Source organism: Olivibacter sp. SDN3, assembly GCF_014334135.1.
Classification (GTDB): Bacteria; Bacteroidota; Bacteroidia; order Sphingobacteriales; family Sphingobacteriaceae; genus Olivibacter.
In genome coordinates this window covers 1,739,581-1,755,956 of the sequence record NZ_CP060497.1, presented here as the reverse complement: position 1 = coordinate 1,755,956, position 16,376 = coordinate 1,739,581, and the positions used below count along the sequence as shown (strand labels likewise).

14 protein-coding genes are annotated in these 16,376 nt (G+C 39.9%); 8 read left to right on the top strand and 6 right to left on the bottom strand.

The window, feature by feature from the left end:
- Nucleotide 1: 1 nt before the first annotated feature.
- The 3 genes from H8S90_RS07105 to H8S90_RS07095 form a co-directional block, all read right to left on the bottom strand.
- Nucleotides 2–1,423, bottom strand: coding sequence for a bifunctional UDP-3-O-[3-hydroxymyristoyl] N-acetylglucosamine deacetylase/3-hydroxyacyl-ACP dehydratase (locus tag H8S90_RS07105; protein WP_187341870.1), 1,422 nt, complete (start codon nt 1,421–1,423; stop codon nt 2–4).
- 51 nt (nt 1,424–1,474) lie between these two features.
- Entirely contained in the window at nt 1,475–2,518 is a 1,044-nt protein-coding gene (gene lpxD, locus H8S90_RS07100) for a UDP-3-O-(3-hydroxymyristoyl)glucosamine N-acyltransferase (protein WP_187341869.1), read from the bottom strand.
- 92 nt (nt 2,519–2,610) lie between these two features.
- Entirely contained in the window at nt 2,611–3,852 is a 1,242-nt protein-coding gene (locus H8S90_RS07095) for an HD domain-containing protein (protein WP_187341868.1), read from the bottom strand.
- Between the two features lie 256 nt (nt 3,853–4,108).
- Here H8S90_RS07095 and H8S90_RS07090 point away from each other — a divergent pair, with 256 nt between their 5' ends.
- From H8S90_RS07090 to H8S90_RS07075, 4 genes are all read left to right on the top strand, one after another.
- The gene (locus tag H8S90_RS07090) at nt 4,109–5,662 is read left to right on the top strand and encodes a PglZ domain-containing protein (RefSeq protein WP_187341867.1); all 1,554 of its coding nucleotides are present in this window, start codon (nt 4,109–4,111) and stop codon (nt 5,660–5,662) included.
- 81 nt (nt 5,663–5,743) lie between these two features.
- Nucleotides 5,744–6,169, top strand: a complete 426-nt coding sequence (gene tsaE / locus H8S90_RS07085; RefSeq protein WP_187341866.1) for a tRNA (adenosine(37)-N6)-threonylcarbamoyltransferase complex ATPase subunit type 1 TsaE — start codon at nt 5,744–5,746, stop codon at nt 6,167–6,169.
- Nucleotides 6,170–6,252: 83 nt separating this feature from the next.
- Nucleotides 6,253–7,464 carry an alanine dehydrogenase gene (locus H8S90_RS07080; protein WP_187341865.1) on the top strand — a complete coding sequence of 404 codons (1,212 nt, stop codon included), beginning with the start codon at nt 6,253–6,255 and terminating at the stop codon, nt 7,462–7,464.
- 45 nt (nt 7,465–7,509) lie between these two features.
- On the top strand, nt 7,510–8,481 hold the full coding sequence (locus H8S90_RS07075) for a YihY/virulence factor BrkB family protein (protein ID WP_187341864.1): 972 nt from the start codon (nt 7,510–7,512) through the stop codon (nt 8,479–8,481).
- Nucleotides 8,482–8,505: 24 nt separating this feature from the next.
- On the opposite strand, the gene H8S90_RS07070 is transcribed toward H8S90_RS07075, so the two are convergent.
- Nucleotides 8,506–9,444: a hydrogen peroxide-inducible genes activator gene (locus H8S90_RS07070; RefSeq protein WP_187341863.1), complete on the bottom strand. Its 939-nt coding sequence runs from the start codon at nt 9,442–9,444 to the stop codon at nt 8,506–8,508.
- Between the two features lie 107 nt (nt 9,445–9,551).
- Between H8S90_RS07070 and H8S90_RS07065 the strand changes: the two genes are divergently transcribed.
- Together H8S90_RS07065 and H8S90_RS07060 are read left to right on the top strand one after the other, a co-directional pair.
- A complete protein-coding gene (locus H8S90_RS07065; protein ID WP_370525696.1) occupies nt 9,552–11,045 on the top strand; it encodes a catalase in 1,494 nt (497 codons plus the stop codon).
- Nucleotides 11,046–11,224: 179 nt separating this feature from the next.
- On the top strand, nt 11,225–12,385 hold the full coding sequence (locus tag H8S90_RS07060) for a hypothetical protein (protein WP_187341861.1): 1,161 nt from the start codon (nt 11,225–11,227) through the stop codon (nt 12,383–12,385).
- On the opposite strand, the gene H8S90_RS07055 is transcribed toward H8S90_RS07060, so the two are convergent.
- On the bottom strand, nt 12,365–13,219 hold the full coding sequence (locus H8S90_RS07055; protein WP_187341860.1) for a transglutaminase-like domain-containing protein: 855 nt from the start codon (nt 13,217–13,219) through the stop codon (nt 12,365–12,367). The two genes, H8S90_RS07060 and H8S90_RS07055, sit on opposite strands and share 21 nt — an antisense overlap.
- A gap of 756 nt (nt 13,220–13,975) precedes the next feature.
- Complete coding sequence (locus H8S90_RS07050) at nt 13,976–14,263, bottom strand: DUF4372 domain-containing protein (protein WP_187341859.1); 288 nt, start codon at nt 14,261–14,263, stop codon at nt 13,976–13,978.
- A gap of 264 nt (nt 14,264–14,527) precedes the next feature.
- On the opposite strand from H8S90_RS07050, the gene H8S90_RS07045 reads away from it, so the two are divergent.
- Nucleotides 14,528–14,827, top strand: coding sequence for a hypothetical protein (locus H8S90_RS07045; RefSeq protein ID WP_187341858.1), 300 nt, complete (start codon nt 14,528–14,530; stop codon nt 14,825–14,827).
- Nucleotides 14,817–15,833: a hypothetical protein gene (locus H8S90_RS07040; RefSeq protein ID WP_187341857.1), complete on the top strand. Its 1,017-nt coding sequence runs from the start codon at nt 14,817–14,819 to the stop codon at nt 15,831–15,833. The genes H8S90_RS07045 and H8S90_RS07040 overlap by 11 nt, the downstream gene beginning before the upstream one ends.
- Nucleotides 15,834–16,376: the final 543 nt, after the last annotated feature.

The window sequence follows — 16,376 nt, the reverse complement described above, 5'->3', positions numbered from 1 at the left end:
GCTAAGCTTGATTTGCTGCCGATTCTGTTTCTTTCAATTTAACTATTTGAGCCATCAATTCGGCCTCTACTACTACTTTTTCTCCGACCATTCCTACACCTTTCATTTGAGCAATCCCTCTCCTGATAGGCTGCAATAAGCTGCATTGAAAAATGATGGTATCTCCAGGTTTAACCTGCGCTTTAAATCTGGCATTTTCTATCTTAAGAAAAAGTGTGATATAATTTTCAGGATCCGGCACGGTATTTAATACCAGAATACCGCCTGTTTGAGCCATCGCCTCGATCTGAAGCACGCCGGGAAATAAGGGCTCATTAGGAAAATGTCCCATGAAGATATCTTCATTCATCGTAACATTTTTTAGGCCTACTACATGCGTTTTGGTAAGCTCAAGAATTTTATCAATCATTAACATCGGCTGGCGATGCGGCAAAATTTTCATGATTTGTGCTGTGTCGTACAAAGGCGGCATATTAGGATCATAAATCTTAACATACTTTTTGTTTTTTTCCCTATTGATCTGCGCCTTAATCTTCTTTGCGAAGGCAACATTTGCAGCATGCCCTGGTCTAGCGGCCATAATATGTCCCTTCAAAGGTCTGCCCACCAGTGCCAAATCGCCAATCATATCTAGCAGTTTATGCCTTGCGGGCTCATTCTGATGACGTAATTGTATGTTATTAAGTATCCCTTCCCTAGCAACATCTATATCTTCCCTGTTGAATAGTTTCGCTAAATGCTTCAATTCATCCTTACTCACATCTTTATCCACCACAACTATCGCATTGTTCAAGTCTCCGCCCTTTATCAGGTTGTGCTCCAACAACATTTCTAATTCATGTAGAAAACAGAATGTTCTGGATGAAGCAACCTCCTTTTTAAACTCATTGATATTGGTAATCGCCGAATGCTGGCTTCCCAACACAGGAGAGTTGTAATCAATCATACAGGTAAAACGGTATCCGTCAAGAGGCATAGCCACCATCTCCACTCTACGCTCTGCTTCACTGTAATGTATATTATGCGGGATTTCGTAATACTCCCTATCAGCTTCCTGATCCCGATAACCAGCTTTTTCTATGGCTTCCACATAAATGATCGCACTGCCATCCATAATAGGCACTTCCGGTCCATCAATTTCGATCAACACATTATCTATCTCCATTCCTACTAAAGAAGCTAAGAGATGTTCCACCGTGCTAACACTTGCACCATTCTGTGTAATGGTTGTACCTCTTGAGGTATCAGAAACGTTATCAACATCAGCTTCGACGATTGGTTGTCCTTCTAAATCTATCCGTTTAAATTTATAGCCATGATTTACAGGAGCAGGTTTAAAGACCAATGTGGCATGCTTACCCGTATGAAGTCCTACGCCCGAAATTGTAATCTCTGAATTTAATGTTCTTTGCTTAACGTTCATTTCTCAATATATTTTAAAGCTGATTTTCCGCTGAACTTGATCCGCGTGCTTTTATTTCCTCTTCCCTTCCGAATTTTTTATAATTTTTTCCAGTTGATCAATGCGCCTCTCCAAATCGGGTAAACGTTGGAGAACTACTTGCGCTCGCATTTGCGATTGAAACTGACTAGCAGGCGTGCCAGCCCATTTCAATCCGGGTTCCTCTATTGACCTATTAATGCCCGACTGCGCCTGTACCTGAGAGCCATCAGCTATAGAAATATGGCCTACAGCGCCTACCTGTCCTCCTAAAACCACATTTTTGCCAACCTTTGTGCTTCCAGAAATACCGCTTTGAGCTGCTATCACCGAATTCTCACCAATCTCTACATTATGAGCTAACTGAATAAGATTATCCAATTTAACCCCTTTTCGAATGATCGTTTTACCCATAGTAGCCCTGTCGATCGCGGTATTTGCTCCTATCTCTACATTATCTTCTATTACCACATTTCCTATTTGACTGATCTTGCGATAACTACCATCTTCTTGGGGAGCAAAACCAAAGCCATCACTTCCTATCACTGTACCTGAGTGAACGATAACATTCTCTCCTATTACGCAATCGTGATAAACCCTAACACCAGGAAACAAGATGGTGCCGGCTCCTATTTGAACATTATCGCCAATATAGACCTGTGGATACACACTTACATTATCGCCCAGTACGGCTCCAGCTCCGATATATGAAAAGGCTCCAATATATATTTCTTCCCCTAATGTTGCCGTTTCGTGAATAAATGAAGGCTCTTCGATCCCTGTTCTATGAAATCGAATATGATTATATTGATCTAATAATAACGTGATGGCTGTATATGCATTTTTAACCCGAATCAAAGTAGGGCTAATAGGCTCTTCAACCTCCAAATCATTATTTACGATAACCACAGACGCCTCTGTAGTATATAGAAAATGTTCATACTTTGGGTTTGCGAGAAAGGTAAGTCCCCCTTCGGTTGCCTCCTCTATTTTTTCTACTCTCGACACCAAAACCTCTCCGTTGCCTTCTATTGAACCATTAACTATTTCGCTAATTTGTTTCGCAGTAAATTGCATCGCGCAAATTTATATGTTAAATTTTTATGAACAAATTTTAATTCCTTTGTCTGTCAACTCTTTGTACTAAACAGTTTTATACTAAAGACACGCTATAATATTTTCCATTCGCGCAGTTCTTTAGGATAAGCAACCATAAACTTTTGTACTTTTTTGGCCAACATCTCCAAATTAGACAAATCAGAAGCCGTTGTAATATCCTGTATTGTACCATCTTTCATGAGGATATTAATATTTCCCTCGCCTAGATCATACGCACTGTTTTCCACCGACTGTGTAAAAACGAAATACTTTACTTCATCTGCCGCTACCCCAAATAATTTCATTGCTGCATTTCGCAGACTGTCTATCCTCTCCCGGGGAGGTATTTGATTGCTTAATTCCACATGATACAGCTTCCTACTCATAAACTGATCGCATAACTCGGAAAGCACCTTATCCTCATGCACCCTTCCCATTTTTACTGTCGCCAATATATCGTTATCATCCAACATGGTGAAGCATTTAAGATGATATGGGTCTTTAATAAAGTCGTCCCTCGTAACCTTATTTTTTATAAAGTGAGCCAAGGCTTCTGTAGCAAATACCCGCGTTCCCCGTTCGCTCAGCTCTTTTGCCCGTTGAAGTATCTTTATCAGCATTTGCTCTGCACTCAATACGGTCTTATGCAGATACACTTGCCAGTACATCAACCGACGTGCTATTAAAAACTTCTCAATTGAATAAATACCTTTTTGCTCGACCACCAAGCCATTATTAGCTACATTCAGCATCTTAATGATACGATCAAAGCTTATTACACCTTCAGAGACTCCCGTGAAAAAGCTATCTCTATTGAGATAATCCATCCGATCGGCGTCTAGCTGGCTTGACACTAATTGATGAAGAAATCTTTTGTGGTACCTTCCCTTAAAAATTTCAATGGCAAGGGTCAACCTCCCTGCAAACATCTGGTTCATCTCGTCCATTATTAACGACGAAATATGTTCATGTGATACACCCTGTACCAAAGTATGTTCTAAAGAGTGAGAAAAAGGCCCGTGCCCTATATCATGCAACAATATAGCAATTATTGCCGCTTCTTCCTCTTCAGCATTGATCTCGATATCCTTTCCCTTTAGCGTCTCTAAAGCTAAACCCATCAGGTGCATTGCTCCAAGAGCGTGCTGAAATCTAGTGTGTAATGCTCCGGGATACACCAGATGTGTCAAACTCACCTGTTTAATATATCTTAAACGTTGAAAATAGGTATGCTGTATCAAATCAAATACCAAATCAGACGGTATGGAAACGAAACCGTATACTGGATCATTGATGATTTTTTTCTTATTCAATAGGTAAAAAATATTTTTAAAGCACAAAGGTGCTATTTTTTAGCGAAACCTATACCATTCTATATATATTAACATCAAAGCTAGCTGGTTTTACTATATATTGCTGTTAATTTATGTTAAAAAAACAAAAGCATACAAACAATTATGTAAGTTCGTACCTCTTTAATAAGTAGTGATACACAAGGCTTAAGACAACTTCAGCAACCACTTTTGCTGCGGGTGGCGGTATCTGAATACTAAAAAATACGATAACGATATGCAAGAAACGAATATATTATGGGCAGATGATGAGATTGATTTACTCAAACCTCATATCATGCTCTTAAATGAAAAAGGATATTTTGTAAAAACGGTAACCAACGGCCACGATGCGGTAGAAGCATTTAAAAGTTCTTTCTTTGATTTGGTATTCTTGGATGAAAACATGCCAGGCTTAACCGGTCTCGAAACTTTAGGTATTTTAAAGGGCATCAACCCTTCGGTGCCCATGGTTATGGTAACCAAAAACGAAGAAGAATTCTTAATGGAAGATGCTATTGGTTCTCAAATTGACGATTACCTTATCAAGCCCGTCAATCCCAAACAAATTCTATTAACAATAAAAAAGCTCACTGATAATAAGCGTCTGGTAAGCGAAAGAACTTCGATGGCTTACCAACAGGAATTTAGGACACTGGGCATGACTTTAAATGACAACCTCGATTTCAGTGAATGGGTAGACGTTTATAAGAAGCTCGTATATTGGGAACTTTCACTGGAAAAACTGGAAGATGAAGGGATGCACGAAATCCTTACGATGCAAAAAGCCGAAGCGAATGCCCAATTCTCTAAGTTTGTTGAGAAAAATTACTTAAGCTGGGTGCAGAATCCTGACAGTGGCCCCATCACCTCACATCAACTCCTAAAGAAAAAATTATTTCCAACACTGGAAGGGGGGAAACCAACCTTCTTTTTCCTGATAGACAACCTTAGGTACGATCAGTGGAAAGTTATCAATGACATCTTGGGAAATTATTACCGCTTAGACGAAGAGGATACTTATTACAGCATATTACCTACAGCCACGCAATATGCACGAAACGCCATTTTTAGTGGGATGATGCCCCTGGATATGGAAAAACATTTTCCCAGTTTGTGGCAAAATGACGAAGACGAAGGTGGCAAAAATCTTCACGAAGAAGATTTTCTCACGGCTCAGGTTAAAAATACCTTAAGAAAAGAATGCAAATTTTCCTATAACAAAATCCTTACCCTAGAGCAAGGCCGCGACATTACGGAAAATCTAAGTAACCTAATGGGCAACGACCTTAATGTATTGGTTTACAATTTTGTTGATATGCTTTCACACGCCCGTACCGATATGGCTATGATCAGGGAATTGGCAAATGATGAAGCCGCTTATCGATCGCTTACCTTATCATGGTTTAAACACTCCCCATTATTAGATACGCTAAAATGGTTGTCGCAGAAAAATGTTAAAGTGGTCATCACAACGGATCACGGCACCATTCGAGTGAAACACGCCAGCAAAGTGATTGGCGATCGTAACACCAACAGCAATCTACGTTATAAACAAGGAAAAAATCTTAACTTCATCGATAAGGATGTCTTACACATCAAAAATCCACATGAAGCCAAACTACCGCGATTACATGTGAGTTCGAGCTTTATCTTTGCTAAGGAAGACACCTATTTTGTTTATCCTAATAATTACAATCAATTTGTAAACTATTTTAACGAGACTTTTCAACACGGTGGAATATCCCTGGAAGAGATGATCATTCCTTATGTCACATACAGCCCCAAGTAAGAGCTGATACATTGAATTTAGTCAAAAAGGCATTGATATCCTTCATTGTATATCAATGCCTTTTTGACTATGTTTGCAATAATGACAATTATTGTAAACGATATTGAAGAGCTACCGCTTGTTGCTCCAAAAATCATAAAGTTTATAGGCGATTACCGTATAGTGCTATTTGTCGCCCCGATGGGTACCGGAAAAACAACACTCATCAATGCACTTTGTAATTATCTTCAGGTAAGCGATCAGCCTTCAAGTCCTACTTTTTCCATTGTTAACGAATACAGTAGTAATGTTGGACCAATATATCATTTTGACTTTTACCGTATAAAAAATGAGCAGGAAGCATACGATTTAGGTTACGAAGATTATTTCTATTCAGGCAGTTATTGCTTTGTAGAATGGCCAGAAAAAATTCCCACCTTAATGCCAGATGAATTCGTTGTCATCAAAATTACGGTTGGCTCTGACGGACAACGGGTCCTAAATTTAGAAAAAGACTGGCCTAAATGATTTTATCTGACGAATTTAAAACATACCCTAAGTCTTAAGACTTTTTTGTAAATTGACCCGATTTTTGTGTAATTGAGATCAATATGACTGAATTATCTAATTTGGCCCGCCAGGCAATGATGCAACCGCAAGAGGCCATGCTTGAAACGGGGAAAAAGAAGAACAGCTTACTAATAGGAATTCCCAGAGAGTTAAGTTTTCAAGAGAACCGCATTGCGTTAACGCCTTTATCTGTTGCTCTTTTAGTAGAAAACGGCCATCAAATCATGATTGAGTCGGGCGCAGGAAATGGCGCTAATTTTTTTGATCATCATTACAGCGAACAAGGAGCAATTATAGTTCGCGAAAAAGAACGTATCTATACCTGTGACATTATCGTTAAAATAGGTGCACCTACCCTTGAAGAAATTGCTTTGATGAAAACGGGGCAGGTACTTTTCTCCAGTCAGCAACCTTCTTTGATGGGGTTTGACCTTCTCAAGGCTATGATGAAAAAGAAAATCACTGCCTTATCGTACGAATACCTCCGCGACGAAGACAACATACTTACCGTTGTACGCGCTATGAGCGAAATTGTTGGCGCGACATCCATCTTAATCGCCGCCGAATACCTCAGCAACGTTTTTGACGGCAAAGGACTGATGTTAGGTGGAGTTACTGGGGTTCCCCCAACAGAAATTGTCATTATTGGTGCCGGCACAGTAGGTGAGTATGCCACACGAACGGCCATTGCTTTAGGTGCACAAGTCAAAGTTTTTGATAGTTCGCTATATCGCCTCAGACGGCTTCAAAACAACCTGGGTAATAAAGTCTTTACCTCGGTCATACAGCCGATCGTTCTGCAAAAAGCTGTTTTATCCTGCGATGTGGTAATTGGGGCTATGCGTGCAACAAACGGACGAAGCCCCTGCATTATCACAGAAGAAACGGTTTCCAAAATGAAACCTAACTCTGTTCTAATTGATGTTAGCATTGATCAGGGCGGTTGCTTTGAAAGTTCCCAAATCACCAATCATGACGACCCTGTTTTTAGAAAGTATGATGTTATCCATTATTGTGTTCCAAATATTGCTTCCCGAGTAGCTAGAACAGCCACTTATGCATTAACAAACATTTTTGCGCCTATCTTGTTGGATATAGGTGAACGAGGGGGGCTATTAAATGTTATCTGGAACAAACCTGGCGTTAGGAATGCTATTTATCTTTACCAGGGACAGTTAACGAATAAAGATATTGCCTCCAAATTTAATTTAACACCAAAGGATCTTGAATTGCTTATCGTATCACATCGATAAGAATTAAGTAAAACAAGCATCGGAGGTGTACAATGTCACCCTTGCATGAAGATTTTAACAAAGAAGTTCTATAAGGATGCTTTTGCGGTATTAAAAGCGACTGCAACTGGTTTTGGTGAAGATCGGGTATCTAAATTAAGCGCAGCGCTCTCTTACTATACGATATTTGCTATTGCCCCTTTACTTATAATCGTCCTTGCTGTGGTAAGCTTTGTTCTTGGGGAAGAGGCACAACAAGGAAGAGTTTTTGAAGAAATCAACGAATATGTCGGTCCAGAGGCAGCAGAGCTCATACAATCACTCATTCAAAACCTTGCAGTGGGAAAAGGCTCTATCATTGCAACAATTATTGGTGTAGGAACGCTAATCTTTGCCTCCACGAAAGTATTCATAGAAATGCAAGACTCTCTGAATATGATCTTCAATGTAAAGCCGAAGCCTAAGCGTGGTTGGGTAAAACTACTTATAGACAGAGCCCTTTCTTTTTCTATTGTCCTGATACTCGGCTTCCTATTGGTTGCATCTCTTCTGTTGAATGTGGTAATTTCCTTTGTAAGTACCACATTGGTAAATTATCTTCCTGAATTTTCTGTATTTGGTGTTGACCTCTTCGACGAGACTACCAATATCGCTTTGTATATTGTAAATACACTAATGACGTTTTTTGTGCTGGCGATACTTTTTGGATCAATATTTAAATTTTTGCCAGATATTCAAATCAAATGGAAAGACGTCAGGGCTGGGGCCTACTTTACAGCTATCCTTTTCATGATTGGCAAATGGGCTATAGGTTTATACATGCAACACGCCGCACCAGCATCTGGTTATGGAGCTGCGGGCTCTATCGTAATTATTCTATTATGGATTAACTATATCTCTTCAATACTGTTTTTTGGTGCGGAATTTACCGAAAAGAATGCTGAAATGTTTGGCGAAGGTATTCATCCATCAGAAATAGCAGTGCGTATTGAACAAAAGGAAGCCCTTGACACCGGCGGCACGGTCGATACCAACTGAGCTCCCACCAGATATTTATCGTGATTAGTTGATCTCCATTATCTCTTTCTTCCTCTCCGCAAGAAAACGTTTCGGTAATACCCCTAATATTTCTTGCTTCAATTCTTCAATTGCTTTTTTCTTGAGATAATTTTCCTGTGTAACCAGACTGATTTCACGAACAGGTTCAGGTGATTTGAAATAACGTACTTGATCAAGCTCCTCCTCCCCGAACTCTGCAATACTTAATTCAGGCATAATAGTAACTCCGGCATTCGTATCAACCATCCTTTTTAAAGTTTCCACACTTCCGGTATTATACTCAAAGGCCTCCTCCGGGTGCATTGACTTCCTACGGTTACAGATGTTCAAAACCTGATTCCTCATGCAGTGCCCTTCGTTCAGCAACCAGAGCTTTTCTCCTAAAAGATCATTGGCAGTCACCGTCTTTTTATGGTTAAGTTCACTTGCCTTAGAAATGTAAGCTACAAAAGTTTCATAAAATAGGAAATGTTCCTGCAAGCCCATTACGTGTATGGGCGTCGAAAGTATCCCACAATCGAGCAGCCCTACTTTAAGCTCCCGCAGAATCTTTTCGGTAGTATACTCCCATACCTGTAAATGTAGTTTCGGGTATTTTTCCATAAAATTACCTAAAACCTTTGGCAATAAGTATGGTGCGACTGTTGGAATAACACCTATTTTCAGCTCTCCTTCCAATTCGCCTTTTCGATAAGCTACTATTTCTTTGATTTTCTGACTTTCTAAGATTGCAACTCGAGCCTGCCTAATAATTTCCTCGCCCACCGTTGTAGGTACTACTGGTTGCTTTGTCCGATCAAAGATACGTACGCCCAATGATTCTTCTAACTTTTGCACTTGCATACTGAGCGTAGGTTGCGTTACAAAACACTTTTCTGCCGCAGCAACAAAACTCTTATAAGTATCAACCGCTATAATATATTCCAATTGAACAAGTGTCATATTATCGATTTTGTTTATACAAACATAACAATTAATGATAAGATTTTTTAATGCATAACGGTTACCTTTGAGTACATTAAGTAGCAGAAAAAGCAAAACATATAAACATTATGGAAGAGAAAAAGAAACTTACTACTGCGTCTGGTATTCCGGTTGCCAATAATGAAGATTCAATGACTGTAGGACCGCGTGGCCCTATCTTATTACAGGATTTTCACTTACATGAAAAGATGGCCCACTTTAACCGTGAGCGCATCCCAGAGCGTGTTGTACACGCAAAAGGTTCAGGAGCATATGGAACCCTAACCATTACGAATGATATTACGCAATACTCCAGAGCGAAGGTTTTCAGTGAAGTCGGAAAGCAAACACCCCTATTTTTGCGTTTCTCCACAGTAGGAGGTGAAAAGGGGTCTGCAGATACCGAACGTGATCCTCGGGGGTTTGCTATTAAATTCTACACGGAAGATGGAAACTGGGATCTCGTTGGCAATAATACCCCGGTATTCTTTGTAAAGGATCCGAAAAAATTTGGAGATTTTATACATACACAAAAACGTAACCCTCAAACCAATCTTAAAAGTGCTACCATGATGTGGGATTTCTGGTCGTTGAATCCGGAAAGTTTACACCAGGTGCTCATTCTCATGTCAGATCGTGGCACGCCAGATGGCTATCGACATATGCATGGTTTTAGCAGTCACACCTTCTCGTTTATCAACAAAGAGAATGAAAGGGTGTGGACAAAGTTTCATATAAAAACAGAGCAAGGCATTAAAAATTTTACAAATGATGAAGCGACCCGTATAAAGGGAGAAGATCCCGATTACGCGCAGCGTGATCTTTTTGGCGCTATAGAACGGGGCGATTTCCCCCGATGGAAAATGTATGTCCAGATCATGACAGAAGAGCAAGCCAAGATTTTCCGCTGGAACCCTTTCGACCTAACAAAAACATGGCCGCAGGGAAAATATCCCCTAATTGAAGTGGGCGTCATCGAACTTAATAAAAATCCCGACAACTATTTTGCTGAAGTCGAGCAAGCAGCTTTTGCTCCTGCACATGTGATAGATGGCATCAGTTATTCGCCAGACAAAATGCTTCAGGGAAGAATCCTTTCTTACCCCGATGCACACCGTTACCGATTAGGCGTAAATTATGAGCAGATTCCTGTTAACAGATGTCCGTTTATGGTGTCCAATTATCAGCGAGATGGTTATATGCGTGTTGACGGCAATAGCGGTTCAGCACCAAACTACTTTCCAAACAGTTTTGATAATATCTATGAAGACGAGTCTTACAAGGAGCCCGCTTGGAATTTAGAAAATGATATTGCTGATTGGTATAATAGAAATGCACCGGGGGAGGATGACCATTACACGCAGCCGGGCGACTTATTTAGACTCATGACTCCAGAAGCTAAGAAGAATACCATTAGTAATATCGTGGGAGCCATGAGCGGTATTGATGGTCCCAAAAAAGATGAAATTATCAATAGACAGCTGTGCCACTGGTTCAGGGCAGATGTGCAGCTGGGGATGGGCGTAGCACAAGGGCTAGGCTTAAATATGGAGACCTTAAGTGAACACCTTCCCAGATAACAATACTTCCCTTGATTCCTACTATAAAGTTTTACCTACCTGCTAAGCTTATAGTAGGAATCTCTTTTATGCCTACGCTACACAAACTACTTCTGCTATACTAGAAGGTTCCACAACAATTTTGTACTTTTGCTTTCCATGTGAGCGAAAGAATCGCATCTCGCAAAAAACAAAAAAAAATGAAAAACGTTTTAATATCCTGCATCATATTAGGTTCAATTGCTTTTTTTTGGGTCGCCTGTCAACGAGATGATTCGGAACCACAATATCCACCCACTCCTATTTCACGGCTATATATTTCGTTTTCCAATGTAACCACTTCAGAATCTGACGTGTTCAGAAATATCTGGGTAATCAGTCCCGCCGATAGCACCATTAACGAAAATCAGCTGCCTAACGGAAGACCTTACAGCTCCACGTCACAGGCTGGCCAGGGGGTACAGGGCATGGGTATCGTTTTTGACCCTTACATTGAACGGGTTTTTCAGATTACTCGACTCGACTCCACGATCAGATCTTTCACCATCGATGATGCCGGAGGTGTAGGGCCATCTACTTTTTTTAAAGACACTATCAGACTTCGTAGTGCCCGTAATCTGATATACGCCCGTGGATCTGATCACCTGATTGTATCCGACAATGCTACAGGTAATAACCAGTCGGCCCTCCACCTATTTTACAACCCATTGCGTTTAGCACAGCAACAAAAGGCGGCCAAACGCTTTAATTTGCAATCGCCTCCCTACGGCTTGTCTTTAATGGCCAGAAAAGAAGACCCCAACATGAGTAATGAAGAGGTAGACTCTATCTTACTGGTAAGCATGCAGGGCGAAGAACGGGCGATATGGTCTTTTGATCTCAAGGAATTATCACGCATAGCAGAGGATAGTGTTCAACGCACACCTAACCAAACCTCCACTGTCGAAGGAGCGTCCGACCTCAGAGGCATCGCTTATTCAGACAACCTGGATGTGTTGGTACTTTCTGATTTAGGCCCAACTAATGGAAATGACGGTAATAGTGCCGACGGTAGCATCTATATCATAGAAGACGCCAAAGCGAAACTGAGCAGTGGCGACAATATCACACCAACCAGAGTTATCCATGGAGCTACTGCAAATTTAACCGATCCCATTGCTGTGGCCATTGATGATCGCGAAGAACGTCAGCACTATATTTATGTTGCCGACCGTCAAAGAAGAGTGATCTCCCGCTTTAATTTAAGTGATGACGGGGATACCGCTCCCGGTGCTACTCGTTCTACCACCAATTTGGTGCCCGAATCCATTTATTTAGATGCCAGAGGGGGAGGTGGTACCTCAACCGAAAATAGCCAATAGCTGCTGTATTTCTTCTACTTTCTCGGCTGCGCCAGACTGGCTATAGGAAGCCATCAGGTTACGCAATACACGACTTATTATGGCTGTATTATCACAGGGGAAAAAAAACTGCTTATCTGCAGGAAGATTTAATTGTTTTAAAAATGATAGCACATCATGTTTACCAAAAATCTGCCCCCTATTAAAAGCATTGATATAGAATAAAATAACGTGGTCTTCTTCTTTGACTTGCTCGTCTGTGTAAGCTAGGATGAAATGTCTGGGCAAGTTCACCCCATATATAGGAATATCCAATCGTTGCGCAACAATACTGTATATCGACGCCAACAAAATAGGATTTCCCTTACGGGTTTCCAGCACCTTGCCGATATAAGAGTTTTGAGGGTCGTGATAATGCTTTGTGTTGCCTTTAAACCCATGTAGGTTATAAAACACATTATTCAATAAGCGCACCCTCTCCACCGCACTCATATTGTACATCATGTCCAACCAGGCGTCACGTTTGATTTCATCAATTTGATTGATAATGGTTTGTTCATCCGTTTCCGGATATTGATATTTATTAATAATAATCAACCCTTGCAGTAAATCAAAGCCCCCGCCCATCCGCCAAAGTTCTAATTCGCGTAATACGGTTTCAAACTGAATCTTATGAATGAGGTTTTCAATCCTTTCCTGCAACATAGGATCAAACGACTTTTCCCATGCGGCCTCCAACGATGAAATGACTGGAGACCCGAACATCCTCAGCTTTTCTTCCACATGTCGAAATACCTCGTCATCAGGATCATCCAGCAACTGAATTAGATAAGCTATTTCTTTATCATCAATCATTATACAAAGATAATTATTCATTAATACATGTACTAGTGGGTGAGATAAATTGTGTAGTGAGGTAATCTGTTTAGAAAGGCAAAATATATACTTCCCGAACTGGCCGTTCAGGGGAGAGCTGGCCATTTTTCCTTTTTGGGCGTCTTTTCGGGACCTTCCTCCATAATTCCCACGCGTACCCTGAATTATCGTATCGAAGCATTTGATAGCTGTTTTTCTTCCATGAGGAATCTCCCCTAAAATTCACGTCCGGTTCGGTTGATTTCCTTGCTCAATGATTTCTCACAGATTCGTTGAGCACCTTGCCTTATGTGCACGCGATGTAATAGCGGATCTGCTACCTGCAGTCAAGAAAGGCATGTCATACATAAGACGACTCAATTTACCTTTATCTATACATCCGGTATTTACTATCTAACCAAAAATGACGATAAATCTCGGCGTTACGAATTGTTTCCAAAATGTCTGCAGTCGTCATTGCTATACTTGCAAAAAAGTGTTCTTTTTAAACAATTATCTGATACTAAATAATATAATCGTATATTGACTTTATAACTTCGATCCTAAAACTCTAGTTTAGAATCACATCTGTCCAAAATAAATTTTCAGGTAAAAAAATCTGTGTTTAATGTTTAAAAAGAGAGAGTACTGTTGTTTAGGTAAAAGTATCTCAGGTTCAGGCATAATTTAACCGTCAAATAATTTCAGTTGTGCCATTTGGATAATCTGTTTATACTCATAAACTGAATTGTCGAGTCAGTTTATGAATTCGTTCTTGATAAAGAGGTTCGGCCTTATAAGTGAAACCAGATTGGACAGGTGCCACCTGTATTGCGCCTTTTCCTTCACGAATTTCAGTAACAGGACAGCAATAAGGGCCGTCCATGACTGTATTTTCACGGCTTTCTCCGAAGTTGTCATAAAATATGTCCAGCTGTTAATTCCCTTTCTATGTTTATTGCCACTGTATTTTTTTACGAACCTGTCGAATTTTTCCCCCAGAAAACAAGATAACAATTGACTGAATAAACTTATATTTACCATCGGAGTTATGTTTTTTTCGCAATCAAAACTTACGGCTTTTTAGCCGTACCTCCTTCTTTTTCCTTAATTATTTTTTAACGTTTTGGACACTTGTGGTTTAGAATAAAGCGCTTAAAATGAAAAGACAAGAGACTAACCCCCGCAAAATCATCTGTACTCAGAAAAATATAACTTGCATAATATCAGAAAATTTTTAAATGAGATTATCCTTAAAAATAGTTATATTGCACGACATATTATTCTTTAATATTTAAATCTTCTTATATGAAAAAACTATTATTCCCCATTTCAGCAGTCCTAGCAATACTGGGTATGGGCTGCCAAAAGCAAAGCATTGGAGAAAAAGATGATTTGATCACACCTCAGCGCACCGAAAAATTGTTTAATTATTTATCTAATACCTTAAAAATTGAAAAGAAAGATATTTCATTTAACCAATCGAAGGATTCAATAATCGTGAAAGAATCTTATAGTTTGGACGCCCTTGAATTAAACCAAATTTATGAACGCGCAAATGAATATCATAAAACTTTCGAAAAAGAAGAAGTTATATATGAAAAATAGATACCCAACTTTTACGTGCGTAATTTTGTTCTGTTTGGCATTTTTAGATTCGTACGGACAAAACACGACTCTTCCCCCGACATTGAGCTCGATAAATATTCAGGAGGACTTTCCAGGATATTTAGAAGTGGGCGATGAAGGATCCCCTAAGGAATATACACTCGCTATATCTTTCGTTAGACCTATGAGCCCAACCGGTTCATTCGTTCAAACTACTATAAGATGCCGAGCTGTCTGTGTTTTCAATGGTAGCGAGACTGTCATTTCATCAGTAGCCACCTATAGCAGTAATGATTTCCAAGGTGCTTTTTTGGATAAAACACTAAAGATTCAAATACCTGCATCTGCGACCGATTCACAAGTATTCTTGAAGTGGGAATATTATATTTTCGAAAACAATGAGTATTCCGTCGGAACGCTATCAAGTACCTTTTTCTCTACTCAACCTTCCGAAGACCCAGGAGGCCCCAGTGGGCCGGAAGAAAGAACTATTCCAAAGGTATGGGAAGACCTAGCTTTTTCAATATTAGATAATCTTAGTTCAACGGATTTCTTTCAGCAAACTAGGTTTTGGCCTTCAAATAGGGCTCCCATATTGAGAGAAGGGCAGAGTTATTCTTCTAGAAATAATCAATATACCTTTAAAATGCAGACAGACGGCAATTTAGTTCTTTATAGAAATAGCGACAATGTGGCACTTTGGGCATCGACTTCTGGAGGACCGATAGTAAATGGAACATACGAATTTTGGTGGGAAGAAACTGGTGAAATGGTTATCTATAGGGTCAGAGAAGATGGAATGAAAGTAAAAATATGGTCTTCGAGTACATACGTAGACCCTAATAGCGATATGGGAATAAATGCTAAATATGGAGAGTTCCTAATTCAAAATGACGGTAATTGTGGAATGTATTTCCGACAGACACCCAACAGAGCACATGTATTGCCGTTCAGAACTCAGACATATGACGGAACGGTAAGTCCTGAATTCGGTGTACTGCGATAACAAAGAATTATCCCGTATGAAAGCAATGAATTAATTTTTATTGCTTTCTTATTTCGCCCCTAGCTTTAAAACCTTTGGTGTCCGTTCAAACTTGCAATAGCTTTACAATGTAATATCAAGATAAAAAAGAACAGATAACCGTAGTTTTTCGGCTCTTTCCCAGCGTTAAATTTTAAAGAGATCTTTTTCAGTGTTCTCCGTTACTCCATGGTGGCTTTTAGTAGAATTTGCGAAGTATGGTCAAGTATGACGACCTGTCAGTGCAATTTTTCCCTGTATTACTAGAAATATCTGTTTAACTATTAGAAGTTACCCATATTTGAATCTTCGACATTCTAGAAATCTTCTAGGAAACATTGAGAGCAAGTTCGGTTTGAACCTATGAAAGAGGAATTCTATCTGTCAACGCTGGCGGTATGTCGGTAATAGCTGTTGCTGACAGCTTAAAATATTGGATAACAGCTCAAATATCTACCGACCCTCGGTTTTATCCGAATTGAAAAGGGCTCCAATAAACCGATCGAGGTCTTCAACTACTACTTC